Below are 26624 nucleotides of genomic sequence, written 5' to 3' on the forward strand. Positions count from 1 at the left end.
TTCAGATGGAATGTCTTGGTGTTAGAATTACAAAAGTAAAATTTGGTGATTATGAAAAAAAAAGTTGTTTTTATACTAGGGACTAGGCCCGAGGCAATTAAGCTAGCTCCAGTTATTGAATTTTTCCTTAAAAAGGGAGAGTTTTTGGTGGAAGTTTGTTCAACAGGGCAACATAAAGAAATGTTGTATCAAATATTAGATTATTATAATATAGTGCCAACTATTGATTTGAAGTTAATGGTTGATAATCAGAGTTTAGTAGGTCTAAATTCTTTGGCGCTAGTTAAAATATCCGAGTATCTAAGTACCTCTCGTCCCGATTTAATAGTTGTTCAGGGAGACACAACTACAGTTCAGGCAGCGGCAATGGCTGCCTTCTATAATAGAATACCTATTGCTCATGTTGAAGCTGGTTTAAGAACTAATGATTTGTATTCTCCTTTTCCAGAAGAAATGAATAGACTTGTAACATCTGTTTTGAGTAGTATTCATTTTGCCCCAACAACTTTATCTCGAGACAATTTATTGAGAGAGGGACACTTAGATTCTAATATTCATGTAACAGGAAATACAGTTATAGATGCTTTATTGAATATTAAAAAGAAGATGTCGAATGGAGAGTTGGATTTGGTTAAGTTTGATTTTCTTGATCCGTCAAGAAAAATGATACTGATTACGGGACATCGTAGAGAGAGTTTTGGCGATGGAATTAGAGAAATTTGCCAAGCAATTAAAAGATTGTCTAATGAATATCCTAATGTAGATTTCGTCTATCCTGTACATTTAAACCCTAATATTAAGCAACCAGTACTTAGTATTTTAGATAATCTTAAAAACGTTTTTCTTTTGGAGCCACAAAGTTATTTGTCTTTTATAACCTTGTTAGATAGGTCTTATTTAGTCCTTACAGATTCAGGTGGGGTACAGGAAGAAGCGCCCACATTAGGAAAACCTGTTTTAGTTATGAGGGACAAGTCCGAAAGACCAGAGGCTCTAATGAGTGGAACTTCTATTTTAGTTGGCAATACAGAAAAGTCTATTTATGAAAATACTGTTCGTTTATTAGAAGATCATCTTCAATATGAGAAAATGTCCAAAGCAATAAATCCTTATGGAGATGGCAAAGCCTGTGAAAAAATATATCAAATTATTTTAAATTATTTTAATGAGAATCTTAATAATTGATGACGGCTATCCAAGTGAAGAGAATCTTTATGGTGATGTCTTTGCACATGTAAGAGTTAAAGAGTATTTAAAATATTTTGATGAGGTATTGGTAGCAGCAAATATAACAAGTCCTAGAGAGGATTATACTTATGAGGGAGTAGAAGTGAAAGCTGTTAATTCTATTGACGGTTTGAAAAAATTGATAAATGAGTATAATCCTGATAAGATTCTGATTCATTTTGCTACTTATCCAATTATAAGAGAAATAATTTTTTGTTTTAATAAGCCTTACATCATTTGGGTACATGGTTACGAAGCATTATCGTGGCGTAGAAGACTTTTTAATTTTGATAAGAAACTTGCATTTTTAAAGTATATTAAAAACAATGTAATACAACTCTATTTTTTCAAGAAATTGATTAAGTTTTCTAATAATATAGAAAACAACGTTCGATTTGTATTTGTTTCTAATTGGATGAAAGAAATTGCTGAAAAGGATTGTGGTATAAAAGTTGTGAATTATAACATAATCCCGAATCCGATTAATGACATACTTTTTTATCCTGTTGAAAAGGCAGCTATAGAAAGGTTTAATTTTTTGATGATTAGACCTTTTTATAGTAAAAAATATGCAACTGATTTGGTGTATGAGGCTGTAAAGTTAATTCAGCATAAGCCATATTTTTCAGAACTTAATTTTACTATAGTTGGTAAAGGGGCTTTAGATAGTGATTTTAATAAAGACTTTGGCCATTTACCCAATGTGTCTATAAGTGAAGGTTTTTTAAGACAAGACTTGATAAAGAGCCTACACGATAAACACGGTGTTTTTTTATCATTAACTAGACAGGATGCTCAAGGCGTTTCAATGTGTGAAGCTATGTGTAGTGGCTTAGTCACGGTTAGTTCCAATAATACGGCGATACCCGAATTTATTACACATAATGAATCAGGGCTTTTAACCAATAATTCTCCGGAAGAAATAGCTCAAGTTATAGATTGGATTTATGAAAACCCAAAAGATTTTCAAAGATTGTCTAGACAAGGAGCGTTAAAGATTATTGAGATAGCAGGAATAAAGAGCGTGATTGATCGAGAGGTTAAACTGATTGAATACAGACAAAATGTTTAAGTTATTTGCCAAGTATTCTTTAGGAGGAGTATTATCTGCATTAATCTCATTATTCTCCACTCCTATTATTACAGCATTAATTATTCCTGTTGAAATGGGAAAAGCCTCGATGTATACCTTGGCTTTTAACTTCGTCCTTCAAATTGTACTTTTGGGAACAGATCAGAGTTATGTAAGAGAGTACTATCGGAAAACTAATAATAGTGAAAGGAAAAAATTGTTTATGAACTGTATGACACCTGGTTTAATTTGCACCTTTTTCTTTTTAATTCTGTTTTATCAGTTTCGAGAGTTTATTTCTAAAATGATTTTGAATGAACATTCTGATTTAATTGTTGTTTTACTTGGAATTAGTGTTTTTTTAGGTGTTTTGGAACGTTTTGTTATGTTGACGCTGCGATTAGAAAAAAAGGCGATTTCTTTTTCTTTTTTTCGATTCCTTGCAGCGGTAGTTAGTTTTTTTGTTACTTACTTGTATGCTATTTATATTGATAAAAACTTTTATGCAATTGTCTACGGTAACATAGCTGGTATATTTTTTACAGTAATTCTAGCAATAATAGTTACATCCGCTAATTGGAAATTTGGTTTGATTTCATGGAAAAAAATTAAACCACTACTGAGATACGGTATACCTTTTGTTCCTGCGTTTCTAGCTTCATGGATCTTTGAGGGCGTTGATAAAATTATTCTTAGGAATGTGGCGAGCTTTGAGGAGCTTGGGCTTTTTAGTGCTGCTTTTAAATTTGTCTATATTTTAAATATTTTACAGCTCGCATTTACTTCTTTTTGGGCACCAATGGCTATGGAGCTATACGAGTCAAACTCACCTACTACTAGAAATAGATTTAAAGAAGTCTTGTCAATTGGCTCAGCATTCTTATTCATAGGGGGATTGATTTTAATATCTTCAACAGACATTATAATGTACCTTTTTGATAAACAGTATGATGATAGTGCGCAAATAATGCCGTTCTTGTTACTCATACCAATAATGTATACACTATCTGAGATTACGGTGGGGGGGATCAATTTTAAAAATAAAACATATTGGCACTTAGTTATAGCAATATTAAGTGGGACAATTAATTTTTTGCTTTGCTTTCTTCTAGTCCCTATTTATGGTGCTAAGGGGGCCGCAATGAGTACAGGATTTTCTTACATTTTGTTTTTTATTCTTCGTACTATAATTTCAATGAATTATTTTTCATTTGAAATAGATATTTTTAGATTATTGAGTGCAGTTGTTTTATTTGTTAGTATTTGTTGGTTAAATACTTTTCTGGTTTTTGAAAAAGATGTCTTGTTGTATATTAATTTTTTAGGTGTTCTTTCTGTAGTTGCTTTATATTTTAAAGTAATTAAAAAAGCAGTATTTAGTAATGAACTGAAAGAACTTATTTGATAGTATGATTTCAGTAATAGATTATGGCCTGGGGAATTTAGGTTCCGTATGTAACATGTTTAAGAAGGTGGGATATGAAGCGATGATAATAACCAGTCCTGAAGACTTAAATAAAGCCACGAAAATTATCTTGCCGGGTGTGGGCGCATTCGACACAGGAATGAAAAACCTAAACGAAGGACAGTGGATAAAGGCTTTAAATAAGCGGGTTTTGGAAGATAAGATTCCAACATTAGGAATCTGTTTGGGGATGCAATTAATGTGTAGGAGTAGTGAAGAAGGTAGCCTGAGTGGGTTGGGCTGGATTAATGGTAGGACTAAAAAATTCCATTTCGAAAATAAGGATTTAAAATCTCCACATATGGGGTGGAATAACTGTTTGCCACAAAAGGAATCTAGTCTAATCATCGATGACTTTGAGGTGAGGAGGTATTATTTTGTACATTCTTATTTTGTAGAAATGACGAGTGCTTCTGATATTTTATTTACGACAGTATATGACAAAGAGTTTACATCTGCTTTTGAGGTTGATAATATTATAGGCGTTCAGTTTCATCCAGAGAAAAGCCATAAATTTGGCCTGTCACTATTTAAAAACTTTGCAGAGAGGTATTGATGATTAGAAATAGATATATACCGTGTCTCTTATTACATGATGACGGATTAGTGAAATCTGAGAGATTTAAAAACTACAAGTATATTGGTGATCCAATAAATGCTGTTAAAATATTCAACGACAAAGAAGCTGATGAGATCATTTTTTTGGACATAGATGCTTCGAAGTATAAGTCCGGTCCAAATTTTACGGTTTTGCAAGACCTGACATCTGAATGTTTTATGCCTCTAGCCTACGGAGGTGGTATAGAGAAACTTAATCAGATAGAACGTCTTTTAAAACTGGGAATTGAGAAGGTGATAATTAATCATATGGGCTTAGAATCTCAGACTTTTATAAAAGAAGCTGTATCTTATTTTGGGAGTTCGACAATAGTAGGAGCAATAGACGTAAAGAGAGATTTTTTTGGTAAAAAATTTGTTTATGACCATGTTAGCTCTAGGGTACTTAAAGTGCATCCCATTGATTTAGCTAAAAGATATTGTGAGACAGGTGTTGGCGAGATATTTCTGAATAGTGTAGATTTGGATGGAACTCTTAAGGGGTATGATCTCGAGCTCATTGCTAATGTTTCAAGAGAAATATCTGTACCCTTGATTGCATCAGGTGGTGCGTCGTCCATAGATAATCTAGAGCAGGGCATACGTGCTGGAGCATCTGCATGTGCTGCAGGCTCATTGTTTGTTTATCAAGGTTCTCACAAAGCAGTCTTAATATCGTATCCAAAAAATATTTAAAATTTATGAATCAGAATAAGTTATATCAGCAATGTACAAAATGTGTCATGGATACTCAGGATCCCGATATTTTTTTTGATAAAAAGGGAGTGTGCAATCATTGTTTGGATGCAGAATTGAAGCTTCCAATGTACAAGTATACAGCTAACCAGGAAGAAGAAAATATTTTACAAATTAAAAAGACTTTGTTGCGAGATAAGAAAGGGAAGTATGACAGCGTTATTGGACTTAGTGGAGGAGTTGATAGTTCATATGTTGCTTATCTAGCTAAGAAAATGGAGCTTAATCCTCTTTGTGTACATTTTGATAATGGGTGGAACTCGGAAGTTGCTGTTTCAAATATTAAAAAGATTGTTGATAAATGTGGATTTGATTTAGAAACATATGTTATAAACTGGCCTGAATTTAAGGATCTCCAGCGTTCTTTTTTTAAAGCTGGGGTTATTGATGTTGAAATGTTGTCGGATCATGCAATCATGGCTACGATGTATAAGCTTCGAAAAAAACATAACATTAAGTATATACTATCGGGTGCGAATTATGTTACAGAACATGGAATGCCCAATTCATGGGTTTGGAGAAAACAAGATTTAACTCAAATAGAAGCAATTCAAAAGCAGTTTGGTCAAAAAAGAATCAAGAATTTTCCAACTATGAGTTCTATAAGATATCAAATTAGTAGGAAATTAGGACTTGGAGGTAGTTATATAGAGCTTCTTAATAGTATTAATTATGAAAAGGAGACCGCTATGAAATTGTTAGAAACCGAGTTTGATTGGGAGTACTATGGAGGAAAACACTATGAGTCTGTCTTTACCAAGTTTTACCAGGCATATTATTTGCCTGAGAAGTTTGGCGTAGATAAACGAACAGTGCATTTATCTGCCCAAATCAGAAATGAAGAAATTAGTAGAGAGAAGGCTTTAAATGAACTTAAAAAGCCTTTATACTCTTCCTCTGACTTAAGCTCTGACTTAGACTATGTTTTGAAGAAGTTGTCTTTTACACAGGAGGAATTTGATCAGATTATGAAGCAAGAAGCCAAGTCACATTTGGATTATCCGAGTGATCAGTGGATATTTGATTTTTATATGAAAATTAAAGGATTGCTAAGATAATAGCTGTTGCTTGCGTAATAGCGATTGATTGTATACTAGATTATTGTTAGAGTGGAGTATGAAAATAGTTTATGTTTTGGATTGGGATATTATAGCTCAAAGCAGTGTTTTAAATAAAATTTGTGCTAAGATTTCTTATTGGGAAATGCAGGGGAACGAGGTTCATCTCATGATAGTTTCTTCTGGTACTGTGAACGACCATGTACCAAGAGTGAAAAATGTTCATGTTTTTGAAAGGCCAGGTTTATCCTTTCTGATACATTCTTCAATTCGAACTTTTATAGGAAGGAATATGGCATTTGGAAATTTATATGATAAAATTAAAGATATTGGACCAGATGTGGTTTATTTGAGGCCTGGGAGTATGTGGTATCCGAATGTTAGTAAAGTTGTTTCCAGATTTCCGTCAGTGTTAGAGCTCAATTCTATTGATGAGGAAGAGGTCCGGCTCTATTATCCTAAAGGTGATATTAGATATAGTATATTTAGTTTTGGGAGAGATAGGTTATTGAAGAAGTGTGTGGGCATAGTGGGATTGACTGATGAAATAGTCAACTACTATAGTAATTACAAGAAAAAGACTATAATGATATCGAATGGGGTTAACTTTAAAGCACCATTCGATAAAAAAAAATCGCAGAATGAGACTAATATAATCTTTGTTGGAACACCAGGGCAATTATGGCAAGGATTTGATCAGTTTGTCGAAATGGCTAGACTGCTTCCTGAGTTTAAGTTTCATTTGGTGGGACCCCAAAAAGATTTTGATTTGTTTCCTGATAATCTTATTTGTCATGGTTTTTTACAGGCGAATGAGTTGTCTGCTTTATATGAACAATGTCAAGTAGGAGTAGGTACTTTAGCTTTATTTAGAAAAAATATGAAAGAGGCTTGCCCGTTGAAAGTGAGAGAGTATGTTGCCAATAAATTATTTTTAATTCTAGGTTATATTGATAGTGATTTTCATGAGACACCATTTACATTATATATAGGGAACAATAAAGACAATGTAAGTAATAATATAGAAAGAATAAGATCTTTCGTTTTGAACACGGTTTCTTCAGGTGAAATAGACATTAATAGAGACAGGTACTCTATCGAAGCAAAAGAAAATATGCGATTGAGTTTTTTAAAAGATGTTATATAAACTTTCTGAGAATAATGTGACTAAGGACTGGCGAAACCCTTTTCTATTGATAAGTGTTGTATTGGTTATCATTGCATTACTAGATTCTATGATCATGTGGGGGGTTCCGACGACAGGTAAAATAGTAACCTATGTATTGAAGTTTCTTATTTTACTTTCATTGCCCTTCTTGATACATAGTAACAAGCAAGGTAATTTCGCTTGGGCATTAGCCGTATTGCCCTTTACTTGGATTTTATTTGATGAAAAATCCATTTTGTCTTTTTTTCAATATTTCTACTCTGGGGTTTTACCTATTCTTGCTTTTTTCTTGTTACCACCCTCGTTTCGTAAATGGTGTGTGTTGACATTTATGGATGTTGTTTGTAGACTTTTTGTTATTGGTTTTTTATTCTACTTAGTTCTCAACTTCTTTGGCGTACCTCCACATTTGACATATATAAGAGATTCAGATGGTAGAACATATTATAATTTTTTCTTTTTATACTATACCCAAGGTTTGGATCCTCTAACATTAATCAGATTTACATCTGCTTGGGACGAACCTGGAGTTGTAGGAACAATGTGTGGGATGATTCTGTTCTATTTTAGAAGTGAACTTTCAAAAAGACAGTTTTGGATTTATTTAATCGCAGGGACATTGTCACTATCCATGTTCTTTCTGTTGTTAATAATACCCGTATTATATTTTTCGAAATTTAGAGAACTGACAAGATATAAACAAGTTATTAAAGGTTCTCTTTTTTTATTGCTTATTATAATTGGGTATTTTTCTTTTTCTTTTTTAGCTAGTAAAACGGTTGATCACCCTGTATTGAAGTTTTCTATCCATAGCCGTTTCAAATGGGACGGACCATTTATTGTTGGAGTACATTCAAATCGAGATGTTATGGATGGATTTGAAGAAGCTTATCAGAAGTTTGTAAGGAAAGGAGGATTTGAGTATTGGTTAACGGGGAAAGGGAAAAATAGTACCGTAGAAGAATTTGGATCTACTGGTTTGTCACACAGAATTCTTATCTACGAAAAAGGGGTCGTTATTCTAATATATATAGCTGTTTTTTATATATTATTACACAATAATTGGCGTAAAGACTTTGTTTTTAACCTAGTATCTCTCGTGTTTCTTTTGCTTTTGTTTACGCAAAGGCCTTTACTTTATGGCCTTTACTTTGTTATGGTAATTTATTCGGGATTAAGGCTACATAATTATAGAAATATAGAATGGCTAAAATAATGCATGTTATTCCTTCATTAAGTAGAGGAGGGGCCGAGCGGTTTGTTGTTGATCTTTGTAATGAGCTCGCAAAGACTAATGAAGTTTATTTAGTGTCATTGTTTGACAATAATAAGGACTCCTTTAAAGATGAAGTTTCAGAAAATGTTCAAGTTATTTCAATCGGGAAGAAATCTGGTTTTGATATGAAGACTTTGTTGAGAACATTAAGACTGATTAACAATGTCAAACCAGATATTGTTAATTCTCATATAAATGCTTTGGAGTACATATTATTTTATCGGTTGTTTAAAGTGAAAAGCAAAACGATAAAGTTTTTTCATACTATTCATAACGAGGCTAATAAAGATGTGGCTAATTTCTTAGCTTTTTTTTTAAGAAAAAAGCTGTTCAGTTCAAAATTGGTGATACCCATAACTATATCTAAAACCATGAGTAAATCCTTTGAAGAGTTTTATGACTTGTTTGGATATGATATTCAAATTGACAATGGAAGACCATATAGGCAGTTTGATAAAACTAAGCGGGATGCGATTAAAGCCAAGTATAAAGGAAATGGTCAGCAATTGTTTGTCAACGTAGCTAGAATAGACGCGCAAAAAAATCAACTTAATTTAGTCAAAGCATTTAAATCTAAATGCTTAAGGATGAAAGGGGCAGTATTATTGGTGTTGGGAGACGTTAGGGATAAAGACCTTTATAACGAAATACTTACTGAGACGCAAGGCGAATGTAATATTCATTTAGTAGGGGGAGTATCAAATGTTGAAGATTATTTGGCTGCATGTGATGCTTTTATTTTACCAAGTATTTTTGAAGGGATGCCAATTTCTTTGATTGAGGCTTTATCTCACGGATGCGTGCCAATTTGTACTCCAGTTGGCGGTGTCGCTGATATGATCGAGGATAAAATAAACGGGTTCTTGATTTCAGGAACTTCAGCTGAGGATATTTCTAATGCTATATTAAGCTATATAGATTCAGAGAATATAAATTTAATTAGATATAATGCTAGGGAGAGTTTTCATAGTCGATATGATATAGAAACTACAAGTTTGAATTATTTAGATGCTTATGCAACATGAAAATGTATTGTTTTTGGCGCTAAAGCAAACGACAACACAAAAGATAATATAGCTGAAGAACCCGCTATGCTACAAAAATGGTCAACATTGTTAACAGCTGACATCTTAAAAAAACACTTGAGATTTGAGAGAAACATGTGTATCATTACGTGAATAATATGAATACTTTTTTCTTACGGGAAACTTTACAATACTTATGTCTTCAGGTTGATAGAGAGGGTATATAATGATAGTGAGGTTGATCACTTTGGCGCATCTCTATTTCATTCAAACAAATGACTTGTTTATAGAAAATATTAGTTGTAATTGTTTCAAAGCAGACGGCCTAATGAAAGCTAATGTGAGAGGGGATGATAATAGCATCAAAATTAAATGTTCTATTTTTGATTTTCATCGAAGGACAGGTATAGCTGTTGTAAGTCTATTACTATAGTGGATTATACAGTAAGTAGTAGAGAGCAGTTTTTATATATTGTGACGGGAAGGCTTCAGGAGGAAATACTAATAAAAAGAAAATTTTAAATCTTTCCAATTAATGAAAGTTCTACATATTATTAATAATCTTGGGAATGGAGGTGCAGAACGCTTGCTTGTAAATTTTTTGCCCAAATTAGCGACGAAGTGTGAATCTCTAGAATTATTGCTTCTCACTAAGAGAGGTAGTATAGATAAATATATAAGTGAACTAGAAGCTGCAAATGTACGTGTGCGCTTTTTGTCTGACGGCGGCTCACTCTATAATCCTATCATATTATGGTATCTTTATAGGTTCTTTAAAAAAAATCACTTTGATATTATCCATGTACACTTGTTTCCTTCTTTGTATTATCTGTCAATGATCCAGAAGATATGTAAATTGGATTCTAAGTTTTTTTTTACGGAGCATAGTATCGTGAATAAACGTTTGGGGAAGGCTAAGTATCGAATGCTAGAGGATTGGATTTATGCAACTTACACTAAAGTCGTAGTAATTTCTGAAAAAATTAAATTGAAATTGGATGATTGGTTTAGGAAATCAGATAGAACAGTCTTGATAGCAAATGGTATTGATCTTGAAAAAATCAGAAATCTTAGTCCCCTTGATCTTAAATCGTATAGTGATTGGAAGCCTGATTGTATATATATATTAATGGCAGCAAGATTCGAGTATCCTAAGCGACATGATCTTTTGGTAGAAGCCATAACTCATCTTCCCAAGCGGTATGTTCTTTTATTTGCTGGCGAAGGGCCTGATATAGACAAGTGTAGAAGTCTCGTAAAAGAGAAGGAAGTTCAAGATAGAGTTGTGTTTCTTGGTCACCGACAAGACATTCTATCTTTAATGAAGTTTGTCAATATTAATGTATTGCTTTCTGATTATGAGGGAATGTCTGGTGTTACAATTGAAGCATTAGCTTGTGGTCGTCCTTTTTTGGGTTCAGATGTTTTTGGTATTAATGATGTTGTTCCTTCAGGGGATAACTTGGTTGATAATACAGATATAAATCAGATTGTATCCGAAATAATTAATAAGTGCGAAACAAATCAAAAGGACCTAATTGATATTCAATATAAAAAGGCAAATACGTTAGATATAAGTAATATGGTTGAGAATTATTTTAAATTGTATAACTTGAGTTGATATTTGGTTCATGTTAAAGTTAGTTGTAGATTATTTGTATAATTGTTAAAAGCAGATGTCTATTAATAACCTAAATGTAAATAAAAGTTTTTTAGATATTTTATAGTGTTCAAAATAAAAGTTTTACAAGTTGTTAACGATGCTTTTGTCTTACCTTATTTTATAGGAGAGCAATTTCAGTATTTTTCAAATAAGGAAATTGATCAGTTTGTGGCGTGTACGGGGTCCGAGTTTTTAGAGAACTATTTGAAGAAAGTCAATATTCCCTATTTTGAAATTGCTATAACTCGTACTATAAGCCCTTTAAATGATTTAAAAGCAATATGTAGGCTGTTTAGAATCATAAAGAAAAATAAAATAACACATGTTTTTGGCCATACTCCGAAAGGAGCTATGGTTGCAATGATTGCGTCTTATCTTGCGGGGACAAAAAATAGAGTTTATTTTAGACATGGACTTGTATATGAAACTGCTACTGGGGCCAAAAGGAGGCTTTTGATTCTTATTGAGCACTTGACTGCTTACCTTTCCACTAAAGTGGTGAATGTTAGTGATTCTGTGCTAGAAAAAGTCAACTCCGATGGACTTGGCAGAAAGAAGAAAGATATTATCTTATCAAAAGGCACTTGTAATGGAATAAATACCGAGAGATATTCTCGCCTGAGATTTGAAAGCACGAATTCAGTTGGGTTTTTACGTAAGTCTCTAAATCTTGATAAGACAGATTTTGTTATTGGATTCGTTGGGCGTTTGGTAAAAGATAAAGGTATCATAGACTTAATGAATGCGTGGGAAGTGCTTCGAGACAGAGGTGTAAAAGCGAAACTTCTTTTAATAGGGCCATTTGAAACTAGAGATGGAATTCCAGAACGTATTAGGAGGCAAATAATGGAAGATTCACATATTATACATGTTGATTTCATTGAGGATGTAGCCGCATATTATATGTTAATAGACGTTCTGGTTCTGCCATCATATCGCGAGGGCTTCCCGACAGTCGTTTTGGAGGCTTCCTCAATGTCAATACCAGTATTGACCACGAGAGTGACGGGATGTGTGGACGCAATTATTGATAGTCATACAGGGGTGCACATAACTCATGAACCTAGGGATATAGCAAGTAAAATAGAAATCTACTATAAAAATCCAGAGCTAAGAAGGTTGCATGGCAAAAATGGAAGAGAATTTGTCGATAGGTTTTTTAGGCAAGAAGTTGTTTGGAAAGAAATTGAAGAAAAGTTAATTTTTAACTAATGAATGTTTGTGTTTCGGGTGTATCAGGTTTTGTAGGTAAATACCTATCTCAGTTTCTAAAAGACAATAGCATAGATATTCAAAGTCTTTCTTTGCGTGACGAAGGTTGGAAATTAGAAAGTAATAGCTCAATAGTAGCCCTCATCCATCTTGCAGGAAAGGCACACGACACTTCTAATACTTCTCAACCTGAGGAGTATTTTAAAGTCAACAGAGATTTAACGATTGAATTATTTAATCAATTTATTAACTCTAGTATTCGAGACTTCTTTTTTTTCTCTTCCGTAAAAGCTGTGGCAGATACTGTGGACGGAGTATTGGGAGAGGAAATATTGGCAAGTCCACAGACTCCTTATGGACAATCCAAGTGGGAAGCTGAAAAATACTTACAAGAGCAAGTGCTTCCAGCCGGAAAGAGGTTGTTTATCATTCGGCCCTGTATGATACATGGGCCTGACAACAAGGGAAATCTGAATCTCTTGTATCAGGTTGTTAGAAAGGGATTGCCTTGGCCCTTAGCTTCGTTTCATAATCAACGCTCTTTCCTTAGTATTGATAATCTTTGTTATCTAATTGCCGAGATGATACGGAAGGTAGATTTGCCGTCAGGAGTCTATAACTGTGCAGATGATGAAACGCTTTCTACGAACGAACTTGTGGCTTTAATTGCAACGATACTGGGTAAGATGCCTAGATTATGGCACATACCAGAAGGAGTAATCAAAGCGAGTGTTAAAATAGGTGATTTTTTACCATTACCATTGAACTCAGAGCGATTGAAAAAGTTAACGGAATCCTATGTGGTCTCCAACGCAAAGATAAAAGCCGCTTTGGGGATAGAGAAACTGCCCTTGACTGCTAAGGCAGGCTTGGAGAAGACGATAAGGAGTTTTAACGAAGATAAAAAGTAAATAGTAACTAGAACTGGAGAATAGAATAAAGATTGCTTCACTGGGGTTCCCGAGAGTCGGGACGCGGCGCAATGACGGTGTAGCGAGGGGAAAACAATTACAATGATATACGCATTAATTTTTATAGCTCTATTCATATTAGAGCTTGTTTATTTTAAGATAGCGGATCGGTTCAATATCATCGATAAGCCCAATGAGCGATCCTCACATACGACCGTTACGCTACGTGGTGGTGGGATTATATTTTATGTTGCGGTGTTGATCTATTTTATTCTTTCCAGATTTCAATACCCTTGGTTTTTTCTGGGGTTGACGATGATGACTGTGGTTTCATTTTTAGATGATATATTCACATTGTCGAATAAGATACGTCTGTTAGTTCACTTTGCTTCGGTCATGCTATTGGCTTATCAGCTTGACCTTTTCGAGATGCCCTGGTATTTTCTCCTAATCGGTTTTGTAGTGGCAGTGGGCGTCATCAATGCGTACAATTTTATGGACGGTATCAATGGTATTACCGCTTGTTACAGTCTTGCTGTCGGTGGGTTGTTGCTGCTCGTCAATCAGAAAGTAGGATTTATCGAATCCGACTTATTGGTATGCGTGCTGCTTGGTACTTTGGTATTTACTTTCTTTAATTTTCGAATGAGGGCAAAATGTTTTGCAGGGGATGTGGGCTCTGTCGCCATGGCTTATATCTTGCTGTTTGCATTGGGAATGTTGATTTTGACTACGGGTAAGTTAATCTATATTTTATTTCTAGCGATATACGGTGTCGATGCGGTATGGACCATAATCCGTCGTTTGTATCTTAGGGAAAACATATTCCAAGCGCATCGTTCGCATTTGTACCAATACCTGGGCAATGAGGCAGGCGTGAATAAGTTGTTGGTTTCGCTACTGTATGGAGTATTGCAGTTTGGTTTGGGATATATGGTGATTCGAATCGCGGAGCATGATGGGCAGACGCAATTGTTCTTTGCAATAGGTGTATTGTTGGGACTGAGTCTCCTTTATTTATTGGGCAAAGCCTATGTGATTCGGCGCTTTGTTGAGAGTGCCGAATAAAATAAACTTTAATAATTTGTTTAAAGAGTGTAGAGTTTTTCCTTATACGCCTAGATAAATTAATGAACTATATAATGCTACTACCACTATAAATAAGCCAAGGGCTACTGCAAAGACACGAGCCTCATTGGGCAGTGTTTTAAAAACTAAAGAAAATCTGCTCATATTAGTTTCAAGAAAATAGGTAAAATGTAGAGATTGTGCAGCAATATCCTTGCCAAAGTCGAATAAAGGCAAGATTGCAGTGCTGAAATCGAATAAAACGAATTGAAATGATAGAAATTATTCAAGGGGGCATAGCCTCTGACCATCGTGGCGCTATACGCTTTGTCAATGAATTTGACATGACACAGGTCAAACGGTTCTATATTATCCAAAATAAAGACACCGAATTGGTACGGGGCTGGCGTGCGCATCGGATCGAGCAACGTTGGTTTTATGTATTGTCGGGTTCTTTTATGTTGGACACGGTTCAGATCGATAATTGGGAGCAAGCGTCTCCAAATTTAGATATCGAACGTCGAGTTTTGAAAGCGGAGGACAAGCAGGTGATTCATATGCCAATAGGCTATGGTACAGCTTTTCAAGCTTTAGAAGAGGGATCGGAGCTATTGGTTTTTGCAGACTATGGGATTGAGCATGCACCACAGGATAATTATACCTGGCCTTCGGATTTTTTTGTGAAAAGGGGGAAAAAGGGTTAGAGAGGAAGTTAGAAAGTGAGAGCGTTAGAAACGGTTAAACCGTTAATGGGTTAAATGGTGAAAAGGTCAGCAGCTATTTACAGTTGCTGACCTTTTTCGTTGACTGTAGGGTTAACCCTTCATTTCCTTATAAAATTCGTCTTTTAAACTTTGGTATTTAGCTTTCCACTCTTCGGACATCGCTATGGTTTTATTCTTGATACCTTTTAGTTGGAATGCTAGGAAGCAGGCTGAAAAACCGATGGCAATAATGGCCATTCCTGTCCATATCACGAGCGATAGGCCGGCAAAAGCAGGGTTCCACAACAGGATAAAACTAAAGACTAGTCCCAATACGGCCCACACAGTGATCCATCCCCAGTTTTTACTGCCATAACTTTTGAGGTCGAAGGAGAAGGACATCAGCTGTATAGATCGGAACATCACATAGAAACCGACGATAAACGTCAATGATACGGCCGAAGCTCCCGGATTGCTCAATAACAGGATTCCCAATAACGTGTAAAGGATACCACCCGTCAGATACCATCCCCATCCCTCGATTTCGTCTTTATTCTGTATAGAAAAGATAATCTCCAGAAGACCAGATACAATAAATGACCAAGAGAAAATAAGAGTCAGCGCAAAGAAGGACGCTAACGGGGTACTGATGGTATAGAAGCCTAGGAGAATCAACAGGATTCCGATGATCAGCGGAATGTACCAATGTTTGACAGAATTGCGGACTGTTTTAAAAAATGAATGTTGCATAATAAAAATATTTAAGGTAATTCGATCTTGTTTTGCAGTACCCTGTGGGCCATTGTGAATATCCAAAGGCACTCTTCTCCTATAAACAAAATTTTTGCCCATAGGTTTTAATTAAATCCTTGCGATGCGATATCAAGTAAGTTACGTATTTAATGCAAATACCATTGAATATTTTTGTATATATTGCATGTTGTTAGACCTAAAAAGAAGCCTTTTGTGGATTTTTTGGTATTCTTTTTGTCAAAGTAAATGGTGTTAATTGGAAGTGTAATAATTTAATCGGCGAGACAGCCAAAAGGTGCGATTCCAATTGGGCAGAATAGCTTGATACATAGTAGGTAGAAGATACATGGTAAATATTTGGAGAGAGGGATTGCGGATGGATAAGCCGCGCTGGATGATTCTGTTAATAGATCTGGTACTGATGTCTGGCGCATTTGTGTTTAGTTTTGTCTTGATCTTTAAAGAGCGCAACGGTGTTGAAGTTCACAATATGATGGGGCAGTTTGACCGGATGCTGGGACAGTTGCTGATTGTTGGGACAATTTACTTCCTGTGTTTTCTGTCGTTTCAAACCTACAAGAGCGTCATACGGCGTACCGGCCTACGTGATATACAGCAGCTGGCGATAACGATAGTCGTTGCTTTTGCGATGTCGGTATTGGTGTCACACCTGATCGAATGGAAAATAGAATACTTGCCTCCTCTACGCGCTGTTACTCCTTTTTCGGATACTCAATTGTTGTTCCATGCCTTTGTAACAGGCTTTTCCATGTCTTTTGCGCGGGTCTTATACCGTGCATTGTACCACGAGATATTGTGGAATCGGAAGGATAATCGTATTCCTGTTATCCTGTTTGGTGCAGGTAATATGGGGAATACCACATTTCATTTTATTCAATCGACCTCCCGTAACAAGTATCGGGTGGTAGCGATTATGGACGATAATCCGGCACGTATAGGGAAGCGGATACAGGGATTTAAGGTCCAGGATGTGGCGCGATTGGACAAGGAATTTGTTCAGCAACACGGTAACGCACACGAACTCATCATTGCGACGGACCGACATAGTCCCGAGCGTTTGCAGCACGTTTTTAAATTGGCAGAACCTATTCCCTTGATTGTAAAGATTATTCCGGACTCGGCCAAGCTGTTGGCTGGGGAGGTGGCTACTCGGCAGATACGTAGCCTGCGTATCGAAGATCTGCTGGGGAGAAAGGCTATCGACCTGGACAACCCCAGTATACAGCAAGAAATGCAGGGGCAGGTGGTATTGGTGACGGGAGGAGCAGGATCCATAGGATCGGAATTGGTACGACAGATAGCAGCTACCAGGTGTAGACAGTTGATCGTATTGGATCAGGCAGAATCGGCTCTCTATGAAATACAGCAAGAGATATTGGACTGCAGCAATCGAAAACGTTTTAGATTTATAGTAGGTGATGTCCGCAATACGTCTTTCATGCAGCGGGTGTTTGAAAAATACAGACCAAATTATGTCTTTCATGCAGCGGCCTATAAGCATGTGCCGTTGATGGAGGAGAATCCATACGAAGCGATAATGACGAATGTATGGGGTTCTTGTAATGTAGCCCGTCTAGCTGATCAATATGAGGTAGACAAGTTTGTGATGGTGTCGACGGATAAGGCGGTAAACCCGACAAATGTAATGGGAGCTACCAAGCGTGTGGCGGAAATCATCGTATCTTGTATCAATGCTGAATCGAAGACCAACTATATCGTGACGCGTTTTGGAAATGTATTGGGTTCGAACGGTTCAGTCATCCCGCTATTTGAGAAACAGATGCTCAAGGGAGGGCCATTGACGATTACGCACCCGGATATTACCCGTTATTTTATGACTATTCCGGAAGCTTGCCAATTGGTACAGGAGGCAGGCGTGATGGGAAAAGGGGGAGAAGTCTTTGTGTTTGATATGGGGGAGCCTGTAAAAATCATGGATCTGGCGATACAGATGATACAGCTGAAGGGCTATAGCTACCCGGAGGATATCGGTATAGAGGTCGTGGGGCTGCGCCCGGGAGAGAAGACATTTGAAGAACTGCTCGCCACGGATGAAAACACTGAAAAGACACACCACGAGAAAATCATGATTGCTAAGGTGAGCCCGCATGATGCGCATCTTAAGAAGTCAAAAATAGAAGAACTCTGTGACTTGGTCAAAATAGCTGATCCGGACAAGCATAAGATGGAGCTAGTGCGCTTGATCAAGGAGATCGTTCCAGAATATAGGTCTCAGAATTCGGTGTTTGAGGAATTGGATGCCTAGATAACGAAGCTATTATAGCTCAAAAAAAAGTAACAGCTGTCACCATAAAAAGTAACGGCTGTTATTTTTTGCAGGTTTAAAAACCTTTATCTTCTCTTAATTTAATCAAAAAAATCATTTTATTTCTTGCGTGTTAAATGTCTGATAAACAGAAATCTAGTTTGCTGTAGTACTGTCGCTGGAGGAAAACACGGCATAGTGAGGTCAGATATGGTCTAATAATTGTGTAGCTACCCGCGTAAAAAAAGACGAATAAACGATGAAAAAAATCATGAAACGTAACGGCCTACTGGCTGTATTATTTTTTGCTCTTGTGAGCGTGGGTATATCCAGCTGTAGTAAAGATGACAAAGGACCTGAAGGTGGCAGTATTGATGCCGCTATAGGTACTTATGTAGGTACTATCGATGTAATTGGCGGAAAAAAATATTATGAAGCTGTAATTATAGTATCTAAAGTAGATAAAGATCATTTGAAAGTAGAAGCGAAAGCAGATCAGCCTTATTCTATTATTACAACAAAGACATTGCAGGTATCTGCCAATGGTAATATGTCAGTACAGGCATCGGCTGATCCTAACGGTCTTTTGATCTATACAATGGCAGAAAAAAATATAAAAATTGTCACTAAGGATACAAAAGAAGATGATGTGATCTATAGTTTTGACGGAAAGAAGCAATAAGAGAAGTAAATTTAAATAAATGAGAGTAGGTCCGATACTGTCGGATCAAGCAGGCGTCGGCGTAGAGTGGACGCCTGTTTTTTTGTTTAGATATTTATAGAAGCACTATTATGCAGCTCTTTCCTATAAGTCAGAAAAGTTGGTTATCTTAGGCCTTCGTAAGAACTAAGCCTATGCACCTTATCGACCGTGATACCATTGCTGACTTAAAAAAAGGGAATATTGATGCCTTTAATAAGGTGTACGAAATCCTGTCCAATGGGGTCTATAGTGTATGCTTTAAAATAACAAAAGACAAATATGCAGCCGAAGATATTTTGCAGGATGTCTTTATCAAACTGTGGAACTACCGAGAACAGCTCGATGTGGAGGGCAACCTGTGGGTATTCCTCTATGTGGTGTCTAAGCAGCTCAGTATAAACAAAATAAAGTCAGGTTCGCGAAGGCTCATACAGGATGAAGAAGCCGTCGATACGGAGCTGATGGCCCCCTCGCCCGAAGAGGAAGTATTCTATAAGGAGCTGAAATCTTTCGTGGATAAGACTATTGCCGAGCTGCCGCATCAACAGCGTACAGTGATCGAACTGAGTCGAAATGAAGCACTGACCCATCAACAGATTGCCCTACGACTGGGGATTGCTCCCAATACGGTAAAGAACCACATGACCCAGGCGCTGAAGAAGCTCCGTACGCATTTTGGCGATGCCCATCTCCATACTACCTTCCCGCTGATGGTATATTTTGAAATATTTTTTCCCAAGCACTAGTCGTATCCTCTTGTGCAATTGTTCTTCTAATAAAGAGTCTTGATTTTGAACACTACACGATTTAAACAATTATTGCAAAAGCGCTATGAAGAAAACCTCTCTGCTGAAGAGCAGGAGGAATTTGATATGCTCTTGAAGCAGTATTCGCGTGGTGAGGTGTCGGGTATGATCGATGAAACGATTATTGTCGATATGCAGATGCCTTTTGAGAAAGAAAAGATGCTTGAACAATTGCATGCTACGGTTGAGGGTACCGTCCGAAAGAATTCCAAAGTGAAGAAGTGGCTCGGATATGTTGCAGCAGCAAGTGTGATAGGTCTACTGTTTTGGTGGAGACTGGACGTGGAGAAGGGCCCGCATGGGGAGATGCAGGCTTCTGTCCATTCGAAAGACACAACGGAACTACTATTGCCCGATGACGTGGCAATAATCACGTTGGAGGATGGACGCTCGTTTGTCATGGCTGACACAACAGAAGAGATCAATAATGCTGCTGTACATGTGCAACGGATCGCTAGAGGAAGATACCGTCTGGACGTAAAAACTACCTACAAAACTGAGAAAGGCTTCCATACGTTTTCCACTCCTAAGGGGGTGAGTAACCGTGTACTGCTATCGGACGGCACGGAGGTACATCTCAACTCAGCATCGCGATTACAGATTTCATCGCGCTATGGCAGCGATAATAGGTCCGTCCGATTGGAAGGAGAGGCTTATTTTGACGTGAGAAAAGTTGACCCTGCAGTGTTTGATGTAGCCGCGAAAAATGTGAATGTACGGGTATTGGGTACAAAATTCAATATACGGGCATTATCGACGGAGGATTTGGTACAGACGACGCTGGAAGAGGGAAAAGTGTGTATGCAAAGAGGGGTGCAAGAGGTGATACTCGTGCCTGGGCAGCGGGCAACAGCCGACAGTAGTCTAGGGGAGATGACGGTCGAACCAGTCGATGTGGAGGAGATACTGGGCTGGAAGGACGGATATTTTGTATGTAACGATCAGCCGTTGCCTGTTTTACTGCAGGAGTTGGCGCGCTGGTATCATATAGATCGTATTATTTGGAATAAGAAAACTGATGAACGAGTGACATTGAGCCTGGCGAGAAGCAGAGACCTAAAAGAGCTCCTGGAACGAATCGAGTCTATAGCAGATGTCCGTTTTAAAATCAAAGGAAGAAATATCGTTGTACAATAAAGGCTGAATATACGGCAGCATGTAAAATAAAACGTTCTTTGAGTAACTCAATTATTCAAATTGTATACCATATTAACCAATAATGGCGTAAATTGCTATGCCTAAATAGTATGGATTAATATGTTAAGACTTGTTATTGTCGCATATAGCTTGATATTAATGCAATGGAGCGCTGATGTGTTTGCTCAGCGAATATCTATCGATGTGAAAAATGCGCGGTTGAAGCAGATTCTGAAACAGATACAGCGACAGACAAACTATGACTTCATGTATAATACGGAACAGCTGCGGGCGTTTGAACCAGTAACGGTAAAGTTCACGGATGTTCAGGTAGAAGAGGTGCTGGATTATTGCTTAAAGAGCCAAGGATTGTACTATGAAATCAAGAATAATATTGTCGTCATACGTAGTGGACTTGAAGAACAGGCGATAGGGAGAAGAGAGGGGATAAGAGGAAGGGTGCTGGATGAAAAGGAAGGCCCGTTTAAAGGAGCCTCGATACGGGTCAAGAATAAACCCCATATCGTAACTACGTCTGATGAAAAAGGGGAGTTCTATCTGCCCGATGCTGTAGAGAATCAACAACTCGTTATATCCTGTATTGGATACGAAACTAAAGAAATAAAAGCTACCTATGATAAGGGGAGGATGACGGTGCTGATCCTCCCCAAAAACATCGCCATGGATGAGGTCGTCACGACCGGAATCTTCAAAAAAGCACTGGCAAGTTTTACCGGGGCTTCGGTCACTATTACAGGAGACGAACTGCAGATGGCGGGAACTCGTAATCTGGTCTCGTCGATCCGAAATATAGATCCTTCTTTTAACCTCATTGAAAATAACCGGTATGGCTCTAACCCCAATAGCTTTCCGGAAATACAGATTCGTGGCAACAGTAATATCCCGAATGTCGACGAGTTGCAGAGCGATGCACGGATCAACCTAAATACCCCCCTGATTATTCTGGATGGATTTGAAACCAATCTCCAAAAGCTATTGGAGATCAATGAGAATGAAGTGGAGTTGATCACTTTGCTGAAGGATGCTTCGGCAACGGCGATATATGGGTCAAGAGGGGCCAATGGGGTGGTCGTGATCACGACGAAAAGTCCTCGAGAGGGAAAATTAAGAATAACCTATCGTGCCGATATGAATGTCGAGATACCGGATGTCAGTTCGTATAAGTTGTTGAATGCCGCGGATAAGTTGGAACTGGAAAAAAGGGTAGGGTACTACGATGAATCCGAATCGACTTCCTTGCAGCGTTATTACAGCTTTATACGCAACGAGGTCAATAGTGGGGTAAATACGGATTGGGTCAGTCTGCCTCTGCGTAATGGAATAGGACAGCGGCACAACTTGCGCTTGGATGGTGGTAGCCCAGAGTTTAGGTATGTGTTATCAGCACAGTACAACGATGTGCAGGGAGGTATGAAAGGGTCTTCTAAGAAGATCATCAACAGTACGATGGGGCTGTCTTATATCTATGACCATATCAAATTCAAGAACAATTTGATGGTGACACAGAATCTGCAGGCGAATTCGCCTTATGGTGCTTTTCATCAATATGTACGAATGAACCCGTATTGGGTGCCTTATGATGATAAGGGTAAGGCGTTGAAAGTACTGGGCGACCCCGGCAATCTGGATTATTTGAGGTTTTGGGGAGATAACCTACCTACTAATCCGCTGTATAATGCAACGCTCAATACCTTTGATACAGGAGAAACCTTTGAACTGACCAACAATACAAGTGTGGAATGGAATGTGCATCGTAATTTGCTCTTACGGGCGCAATTGGGCCTTACGAGGACCACACAGCAAACGGATCGGTTTAGGCCCGCAGAGCATACGGCATTTGCCCGGTACAGTGCAAAAGATATCGCTAGAAAAGGGGATTATCGATTCTCTACCGGAAAGGGATTTCGCTACGACGCCTCCCTCAATCTATCGTACAATAAGGTGTTCAATCAGGACCACATGCTGTTTGCCGGAGTGGATTATAATATCCGTCAGAACAAACGACTTTATTATGAGATTCTGGCAGAGGGCTTCAATAATCCCGATTTGGATTTCCTGCCTGCAGCACTGCAATATGCCAAGGATGGTAAACCTAATGGGAGTGAGATGCTGTCTCGGGCGGTTGGATTTACCGGTAACTTGAGTTATTCGTATGCAGATCGTTATTTTTCAGATGCGTCCCTGCGAATGGACGGAGCATCACAGTTTGGCGCTGAAAATCAGTTTGCGCCGTTTTGGTCGGTAGGAGCTGGTTGGAATTTGCATAAGGAAACACTCTTTACATTGCCCGAAGCTATAAATCGTTTAAAAATAAGGATGTCTACCGGTGTTACAGGCTCACAAAACTTCAGGGCTTATCAGTCCATTTCAACTTATAAATACTATACTGATGACCGATATTTTAATTGGACGGGGAGCTATATGATGGGACTCGGCAACGAGGAGCTCAGGTGGCAGCAGAACTATAAAAACAATATAGGTATTGAACTGGAAATGTTTGAGGGGTATTTTTCCATGATGGCGGACGTGTATAAAGAAACGTCCAGAGATATGGTGTCGTCGGTTATGCTCCCTCCATCCAATGGCTTTGGCAGTTATATCGACAATATCGGAAAAATGGAAAACAAAGGGATGGAGTTGATTGCTACAGCCTATCTATGGAAAAGGCCTGAGGAGGGGATAGCATGGAGTGTGACGGCGACAGCAGTACGGAATAAGAATAAGGTGCTAAAGACTTCTAAGGCGCTGAAGGAGGCACAGGAGGTGATTAAGAATGCGACGGGTAATCCCGAAGCGCTATTGTTTGTGGAGGGCTACTCGAGCAATACGATATGGGCGGTGCCTTCATTAGGAATAGATCCGAGCTCGGGAGAGGAATTTTTCATCGGAAAAGACGGTAAACCAACATCTGTCTGGAATGGCAGGGATGTCGTGGCGGTAGGAGGTACGGACCCGACCTTTTTCGGCAACTTCAGTACGATGTTGCGCTATAAATCTTTTACGTTCAACGCTTTCTTTGGCTATCGCTTCGGTGGGCAGCAATATAATGCAACATTGGGAGAGCGTATAGAGGTAATGGACTATAGATTCAATATGGATGCCCGGGTGTATGATAGCCGCTGGACGAAACCTGGGGATCAGGTGGCGTTTAAATCAACCTGTTCCTGTTCTCCAACTTATAAGACTTCACGGTTTGTGCAGAATGAGCGTACGCTGAGCCTGCAGAATATAAGCTTGCGCTATGATGTGGGACAGCGAGATTTTCTAAGACGCTATGGCGTGCAGGATTTAATAGTGACGGCTAATATGTCGGATGTATTTTATTTATCGACGATTAAAAGGGAGAGGGGGACGAATTATCCGTTTACCCGTTATTTTGGACTTAATTTTTCGGTTACATTCTAATGTTTGATATGATGAAGATGTATAGATGGATCTTGTATACGATAGTGGTGCTGCTGTCGGTCTCCTGTAAGAAGTTTTTGCAGGTAACTCCGCGCACAGAATTACCCGAAAAGGTGACCTATAGTACCGAAGAGGGGTTTAAAAAGGTACTCACCGGGGTATACATACAGATGAAGGATACAAGTTTGTATGGTAAGGAGCTGGTGTTTGGAACGATGGAGCACCTGGTGTCGAGTTGGGATGTGCGTCAGGGATCCGCTGAGGCTGGGATGAATAGACATGATTATACAGCACAGGATGTGGTGGCGAAGTTTGACACGATCTATGCACATATGTATGCTGCAGTCGCCAACCTCAATGCGTTATTAAGAAATATAGACGAAAGACGTGGCGCATTTTCATCCGAGATGATGTATAGACTGATCAAAGGAGAGGCGCTGGGACTACGGGCTTTTTTGCACCTGGATTTATTGCGCATCTATGGACCAGTTCCTTCAAGAGAAAACGCATCACCTATATTGTCCTATGTGAAGACGGTGTCTAAAGAAGTGCATCCTAAGGTGGATTTTAAAACGTTTATAGGAGAATTGCTAGGAGACTTAGAAACCGCCGAAGAGCTGTTGAGGGATATCGATCCGATAACGAAGTATTCTTTGCTTCAATTGCGTAACCCGGCTCAAAGTACTTCTTTTGACCCGGCGGATGATTTCTATTCGCATCGGATGTTGCGCATGAATGTGTATGCCGTAAAAGCATTGATGGCCAGAACCTATTTATGGGAGGGAGATGAGCGTAAGGCCTGTGCTATCGCAAAGGAATTAGTGAATGTAAAAGATGTTGATGGGACCGCCAAATTTAGGTTGGGGACTGATGTAGATCTGGGAAAGAATGACTTTGCCTTGATCAATGAGCACCTTTTTGGACTGTTTGACCATAATCTGGAGAGAAAATTTGATAAATATTTTGCATCAGGAAGTCTTAAAAAGGGAAACTCGCCCAATGCGGTCACAACGCAATTGTATGGCAATATAATGGAGGATATAAGAAATAATAGACTGTGGGAGATGCGGATACTTTCGAATACAGAACGGATTAATGTCCTGAAAAAGTATAACGTACAGGAATATGGCGGCAAAGAAGGTAATGGGACAATAAGGGATGAGGTCGAGTTGAAGCAGATTCCATTGATCAGAATATCTGAGATGTATCTCTTACTGGCAGAGGCTGGAGAAGAAAATGAGGCACAGCTGTATTGGAGTAGGTACCTCTCAAGTAGAGGCCTCCCGAATAGACCATTGCCCCAGGGAACCCCAGCGAGGAGAGATGAAATCATGAAGGAGTTCCGCAGAGAATTCTTTGGGGAGGGGCAGGCCTTTTATACGTATAAAAGAATGGAGGCAATGGCTAATAAAATTATATTTAAGTCGCCTAGCTCAGCAGTGGAGTATAAGATACCGGAACCTTTGAAAGAAACAGAGTATATCAAGAGAATCTATGGCGATGAGGAGAGTAATTGATAAATACCAAATAGTTGTGGTGCTGCTTGCACTTGTTGCGACCGCTTGTCAGAAAGAAGATTACAAATTCTATAAAGGAGAAGATTATCTGCAATTCGGCCCAGAATTGAAATGGGCAGGTGATCCACGTTTTCGATTAATGGATACCTTGAAAAGAATGACCTTTTATTATGATGAGCCTGCTATTGTACGGGATACGGTTTATTTTGACCTGTATACAGTAGGGCAAGTGGCAGATCATGATCGTGTTTATAAATTGACGCAGGAGACCGTTCCGGGACAGAAAAATGCTGTCGCGGATGTGCATTATATCGGGTTTCAGAATGCGACTATGGCTCCGGTGTATGTGATGAAGGCGGGACAACATCACGTGCGGGTGCCTATTGTGCTCTTGAGGGATAAGACGTTGAAAGAGCAGGAGGTAGTGCTGAAGTTTAAGATAGTAGATAATGAAAACTTTAAGGAGGGAAGTGTCAGTAATAGTTGGCGTAAGTTGGTTTTTAGTGATAAACTGAGTAGGCCAGAAGCTTGGGATACGGCAATGGAAGATTATTATCTGGGTAAATATAGCGTGCGAAAACATGAGTTTATGATTGAAGTCACAGGGAAGTTGTGGAATCAAGCATTTTTTGAAGAAGTGATGCCTTTGAGCTCGGTACTGGATTATTGGATGATCATATTGCGCAGGGCTTTGGCAGATTATAACCAGGATCATGGCGAACCGTTGCGGGATCCGGAGACAAATGAGTTGATCAGTTTCTAAGATGGTTGAACGGTATTTAGATGGTGAATA

At 38.3% G+C, this 26624-nt stretch carries 22 protein-coding genes; 21 read left to right on the top strand and 1 reads right to left on the bottom strand.

Annotated features, from left to right (window positions below; genetic code table 11):
• The first annotated feature begins 51 nt into the window (after positions 1-51).
• The 14 genes from wecB (at position 52) to M472_RS40890 (ending at position 15202) form a co-directional block, all read left to right on the top strand.
• Positions 52-1185 (top strand): non-hydrolyzing UDP-N-acetylglucosamine 2-epimerase, encoded by a 1134-nt coding sequence (wecB, locus tag M472_RS40825; RefSeq protein WP_021071815.1) that lies wholly within the window; start codon positions 52-54, stop codon positions 1183-1185.
• Complete coding sequence (locus M472_RS40830) at positions 1166-2299, top strand: glycosyltransferase family 4 protein (protein ID WP_021071816.1); 1134 nt, start codon at positions 1166-1168, stop codon at positions 2297-2299. The genes wecB and M472_RS40830 overlap by 20 nt, the downstream gene beginning before the upstream one ends.
• Positions 2292-3704: a lipopolysaccharide biosynthesis protein gene (locus tag M472_RS40835; protein WP_021071817.1), complete on the top strand. Its 1413-nt coding sequence runs from the start codon at positions 2292-2294 to the stop codon at positions 3702-3704. The genes M472_RS40830 and M472_RS40835 overlap by 8 nt, the downstream gene beginning before the upstream one ends.
• 4 nt (positions 3705-3708) lie before the next feature.
• Positions 3709-4320: an imidazole glycerol phosphate synthase subunit HisH gene (hisH, locus tag M472_RS40840; protein WP_021071818.1), complete on the top strand. Its 612-nt coding sequence runs from the start codon at positions 3709-3711 to the stop codon at positions 4318-4320.
• Positions 4320-5057, top strand: coding sequence for an AglZ/HisF2 family acetamidino modification protein (locus tag M472_RS40845; RefSeq protein WP_021071819.1), 738 nt, complete (start codon positions 4320-4322; stop codon positions 5055-5057). Before hisH ends, M472_RS40845 begins: the two co-directional genes overlap by 1 nt.
• 5 nt (positions 5058-5062) lie before the next feature.
• The gene (locus M472_RS40850; RefSeq protein ID WP_021071820.1) at positions 5063-6175 is read left to right on the top strand and encodes an N-acetyl sugar amidotransferase; all 1113 of its coding nucleotides are present in this window, start codon (positions 5063-5065) and stop codon (positions 6173-6175) included.
• Between the two features lie 58 nt (positions 6176-6233).
• Entirely contained in the window at positions 6234-7322 is a 1089-nt protein-coding gene (locus tag M472_RS44730; RefSeq protein WP_021071821.1) for a glycosyltransferase family protein, read from the top strand.
• Positions 7312-8559 (top strand): hypothetical protein, encoded by a 1248-nt coding sequence (locus M472_RS40855; RefSeq protein WP_021071822.1) that lies wholly within the window; start codon positions 7312-7314, stop codon positions 8557-8559. The genes M472_RS44730 and M472_RS40855 overlap by 11 nt, the downstream gene beginning before the upstream one ends.
• A complete protein-coding gene (locus M472_RS40860) occupies positions 8547-9644 on the top strand; it encodes a glycosyltransferase family 4 protein (RefSeq protein WP_021071823.1) in 1098 nt (365 codons plus the stop codon). The genes M472_RS40855 and M472_RS40860 overlap by 13 nt, the downstream gene beginning before the upstream one ends.
• 535 nt (positions 9645-10179) lie before the next feature.
• Complete coding sequence (locus tag M472_RS40865; RefSeq protein ID WP_021071824.1) at positions 10180-11265, top strand: glycosyltransferase; 1086 nt, start codon at positions 10180-10182, stop codon at positions 11263-11265.
• Positions 11266-11370: 105 nt separating this feature from the next.
• Entirely contained in the window at positions 11371-12519 is a 1149-nt protein-coding gene (locus tag M472_RS40870; RefSeq protein ID WP_021071825.1) for a glycosyltransferase family 4 protein, read from the top strand.
• Positions 12519-13430 (top strand): NAD-dependent epimerase/dehydratase family protein, encoded by a 912-nt coding sequence (locus M472_RS40875; protein ID WP_021071826.1) that lies wholly within the window; start codon positions 12519-12521, stop codon positions 13428-13430. The genes M472_RS40870 and M472_RS40875 overlap by 1 nt, the downstream gene beginning before the upstream one ends.
• Before the next feature lie 102 nt (positions 13431-13532).
• Complete coding sequence (locus M472_RS40880; protein ID WP_021071827.1) at positions 13533-14498, top strand: MraY family glycosyltransferase; 966 nt, start codon at positions 13533-13535, stop codon at positions 14496-14498.
• 272 nt (positions 14499-14770) lie between these two features.
• On the top strand, positions 14771-15202 hold the full coding sequence (locus M472_RS40890) for a WxcM-like domain-containing protein (protein WP_021071829.1): 432 nt from the start codon (positions 14771-14773) through the stop codon (positions 15200-15202).
• Between the two features lie 111 nt (positions 15203-15313).
• Here M472_RS40890 and M472_RS40895 read toward each other — a convergent pair whose 3' ends face one another.
• On the bottom strand, positions 15314-15952 hold the full coding sequence (locus M472_RS40895) for an HdeD family acid-resistance protein (RefSeq protein WP_031301979.1): 639 nt from the start codon (positions 15950-15952) through the stop codon (positions 15314-15316).
• Between the two features lie 349 nt (positions 15953-16301).
• Between M472_RS40895 and M472_RS40900 the strand changes: the two genes are divergently transcribed.
• The 7 genes from M472_RS40900 (at position 16302) to M472_RS40930 (ending at position 26594) form a co-directional block, all read left to right on the top strand.
• On the top strand, positions 16302-18242 hold the full coding sequence (locus M472_RS40900; protein ID WP_021071831.1) for a polysaccharide biosynthesis protein: 1941 nt from the start codon (positions 16302-16304) through the stop codon (positions 18240-18242).
• Between the two features lie 259 nt (positions 18243-18501).
• Positions 18502-18924, top strand: coding sequence for a hypothetical protein (locus tag M472_RS40905; protein WP_021071832.1), 423 nt, complete (start codon positions 18502-18504; stop codon positions 18922-18924).
• Between the two features lie 173 nt (positions 18925-19097).
• The gene (locus M472_RS40910; RefSeq protein WP_021071833.1) at positions 19098-19691 is read left to right on the top strand and encodes an RNA polymerase sigma factor; all 594 of its coding nucleotides are present in this window, start codon (positions 19098-19100) and stop codon (positions 19689-19691) included.
• A 45-nt stretch (positions 19692-19736) separates the two neighbouring features.
• A complete protein-coding gene (locus M472_RS40915) occupies positions 19737-20888 on the top strand; it encodes a FecR family protein (RefSeq protein WP_021071834.1) in 1152 nt (383 codons plus the stop codon).
• Positions 20889-21008: 120 nt separating this feature from the next.
• Positions 21009-24314 (top strand): SusC/RagA family TonB-linked outer membrane protein, encoded by a 3306-nt coding sequence (locus M472_RS40920; protein ID WP_022829439.1) that lies wholly within the window; start codon positions 21009-21011, stop codon positions 24312-24314.
• Positions 24315-24322: 8 nt separating this feature from the next.
• Positions 24323-25831 carry a RagB/SusD family nutrient uptake outer membrane protein gene (locus M472_RS40925; RefSeq protein ID WP_158499941.1) on the top strand — a complete coding sequence of 503 codons (1509 nt, stop codon included), beginning with the start codon at positions 24323-24325 and terminating at the stop codon, positions 25829-25831.
• A complete protein-coding gene (locus M472_RS40930; RefSeq protein ID WP_021071837.1) occupies positions 25815-26594 on the top strand; it encodes a DUF4843 domain-containing protein in 780 nt (259 codons plus the stop codon). The genes M472_RS40925 and M472_RS40930 overlap by 17 nt, the downstream gene beginning before the upstream one ends.
• The last annotated feature ends 30 nt before the right edge of the window (positions 26595-26624 follow it).

The organism is Sphingobacterium paucimobilis HER1398 (assembly GCF_000416985.1).
Taxonomy (GTDB): domain Bacteria; phylum Bacteroidota; class Bacteroidia; order Sphingobacteriales; family Sphingobacteriaceae; genus Sphingobacterium; species Sphingobacterium paucimobilis.

Coding starts and splice junctions, on each gene's coding strand:
- M472_RS40855 (WP_021071822.1), top strand. CDS start 7,312: ATGTTATATAAACTTTCTGAGAATAATGTGACTAAGGACTGGCGAAAC.
- M472_RS40890 (WP_021071829.1), top strand. CDS start 14,771: ATGATAGAAATTATTCAAGGGGGCATAGCCTCTGACCATCGTGGCGCT.
- wecB (WP_021071815.1), top strand. CDS start 52: ATGAAAAAAAAAGTTGTTTTTATACTAGGGACTAGGCCCGAGGCAATT.
- M472_RS40895 (WP_031301979.1), bottom strand. CDS start 15,952: ATGCAACATTCATTTTTTAAAACAGTCCGCAATTCTGTCAAACATTGG.
- M472_RS44730 (WP_021071821.1), top strand. CDS start 6,234: ATGAAAATAGTTTATGTTTTGGATTGGGATATTATAGCTCAAAGCAGT.
- M472_RS40865 (WP_021071824.1), top strand. CDS start 10,180: ATGAAAGTTCTACATATTATTAATAATCTTGGGAATGGAGGTGCAGAA.
- M472_RS40835 (WP_021071817.1), top strand. CDS start 2,292: ATGTTTAAGTTATTTGCCAAGTATTCTTTAGGAGGAGTATTATCTGCA.
- M472_RS40910 (WP_021071833.1), top strand. CDS start 19,098: ATGCACCTTATCGACCGTGATACCATTGCTGACTTAAAAAAAGGGAAT.
- M472_RS40925 (WP_158499941.1), top strand. CDS start 24,323: ATGATGAAGATGTATAGATGGATCTTGTATACGATAGTGGTGCTGCTG.
- M472_RS40930 (WP_021071837.1), top strand. CDS start 25,815: ATGAGGAGAGTAATTGATAAATACCAAATAGTTGTGGTGCTGCTTGCA.
- M472_RS40860 (WP_021071823.1), top strand. CDS start 8,547: ATGGCTAAAATAATGCATGTTATTCCTTCATTAAGTAGAGGAGGGGCC.
- hisH (WP_021071818.1), top strand. CDS start 3,709: ATGATTTCAGTAATAGATTATGGCCTGGGGAATTTAGGTTCCGTATGT.
- M472_RS40875 (WP_021071826.1), top strand. CDS start 12,519: ATGAATGTTTGTGTTTCGGGTGTATCAGGTTTTGTAGGTAAATACCTA.
- M472_RS40850 (WP_021071820.1), top strand. CDS start 5,063: ATGAATCAGAATAAGTTATATCAGCAATGTACAAAATGTGTCATGGAT.
- M472_RS40845 (WP_021071819.1), top strand. CDS start 4,320: ATGATTAGAAATAGATATATACCGTGTCTCTTATTACATGATGACGGA.
- M472_RS40920 (WP_022829439.1), top strand. CDS start 21,009: ATGTTAAGACTTGTTATTGTCGCATATAGCTTGATATTAATGCAATGG.
- M472_RS40880 (WP_021071827.1), top strand. CDS start 13,533: ATGATATACGCATTAATTTTTATAGCTCTATTCATATTAGAGCTTGTT.
- M472_RS40905 (WP_021071832.1), top strand. CDS start 18,502: ATGAAAAAAATCATGAAACGTAACGGCCTACTGGCTGTATTATTTTTT.
- M472_RS40830 (WP_021071816.1), top strand. CDS start 1,166: ATGAGAATCTTAATAATTGATGACGGCTATCCAAGTGAAGAGAATCTT.
- M472_RS40900 (WP_021071831.1), top strand. CDS start 16,302: ATGGTAAATATTTGGAGAGAGGGATTGCGGATGGATAAGCCGCGCTGG.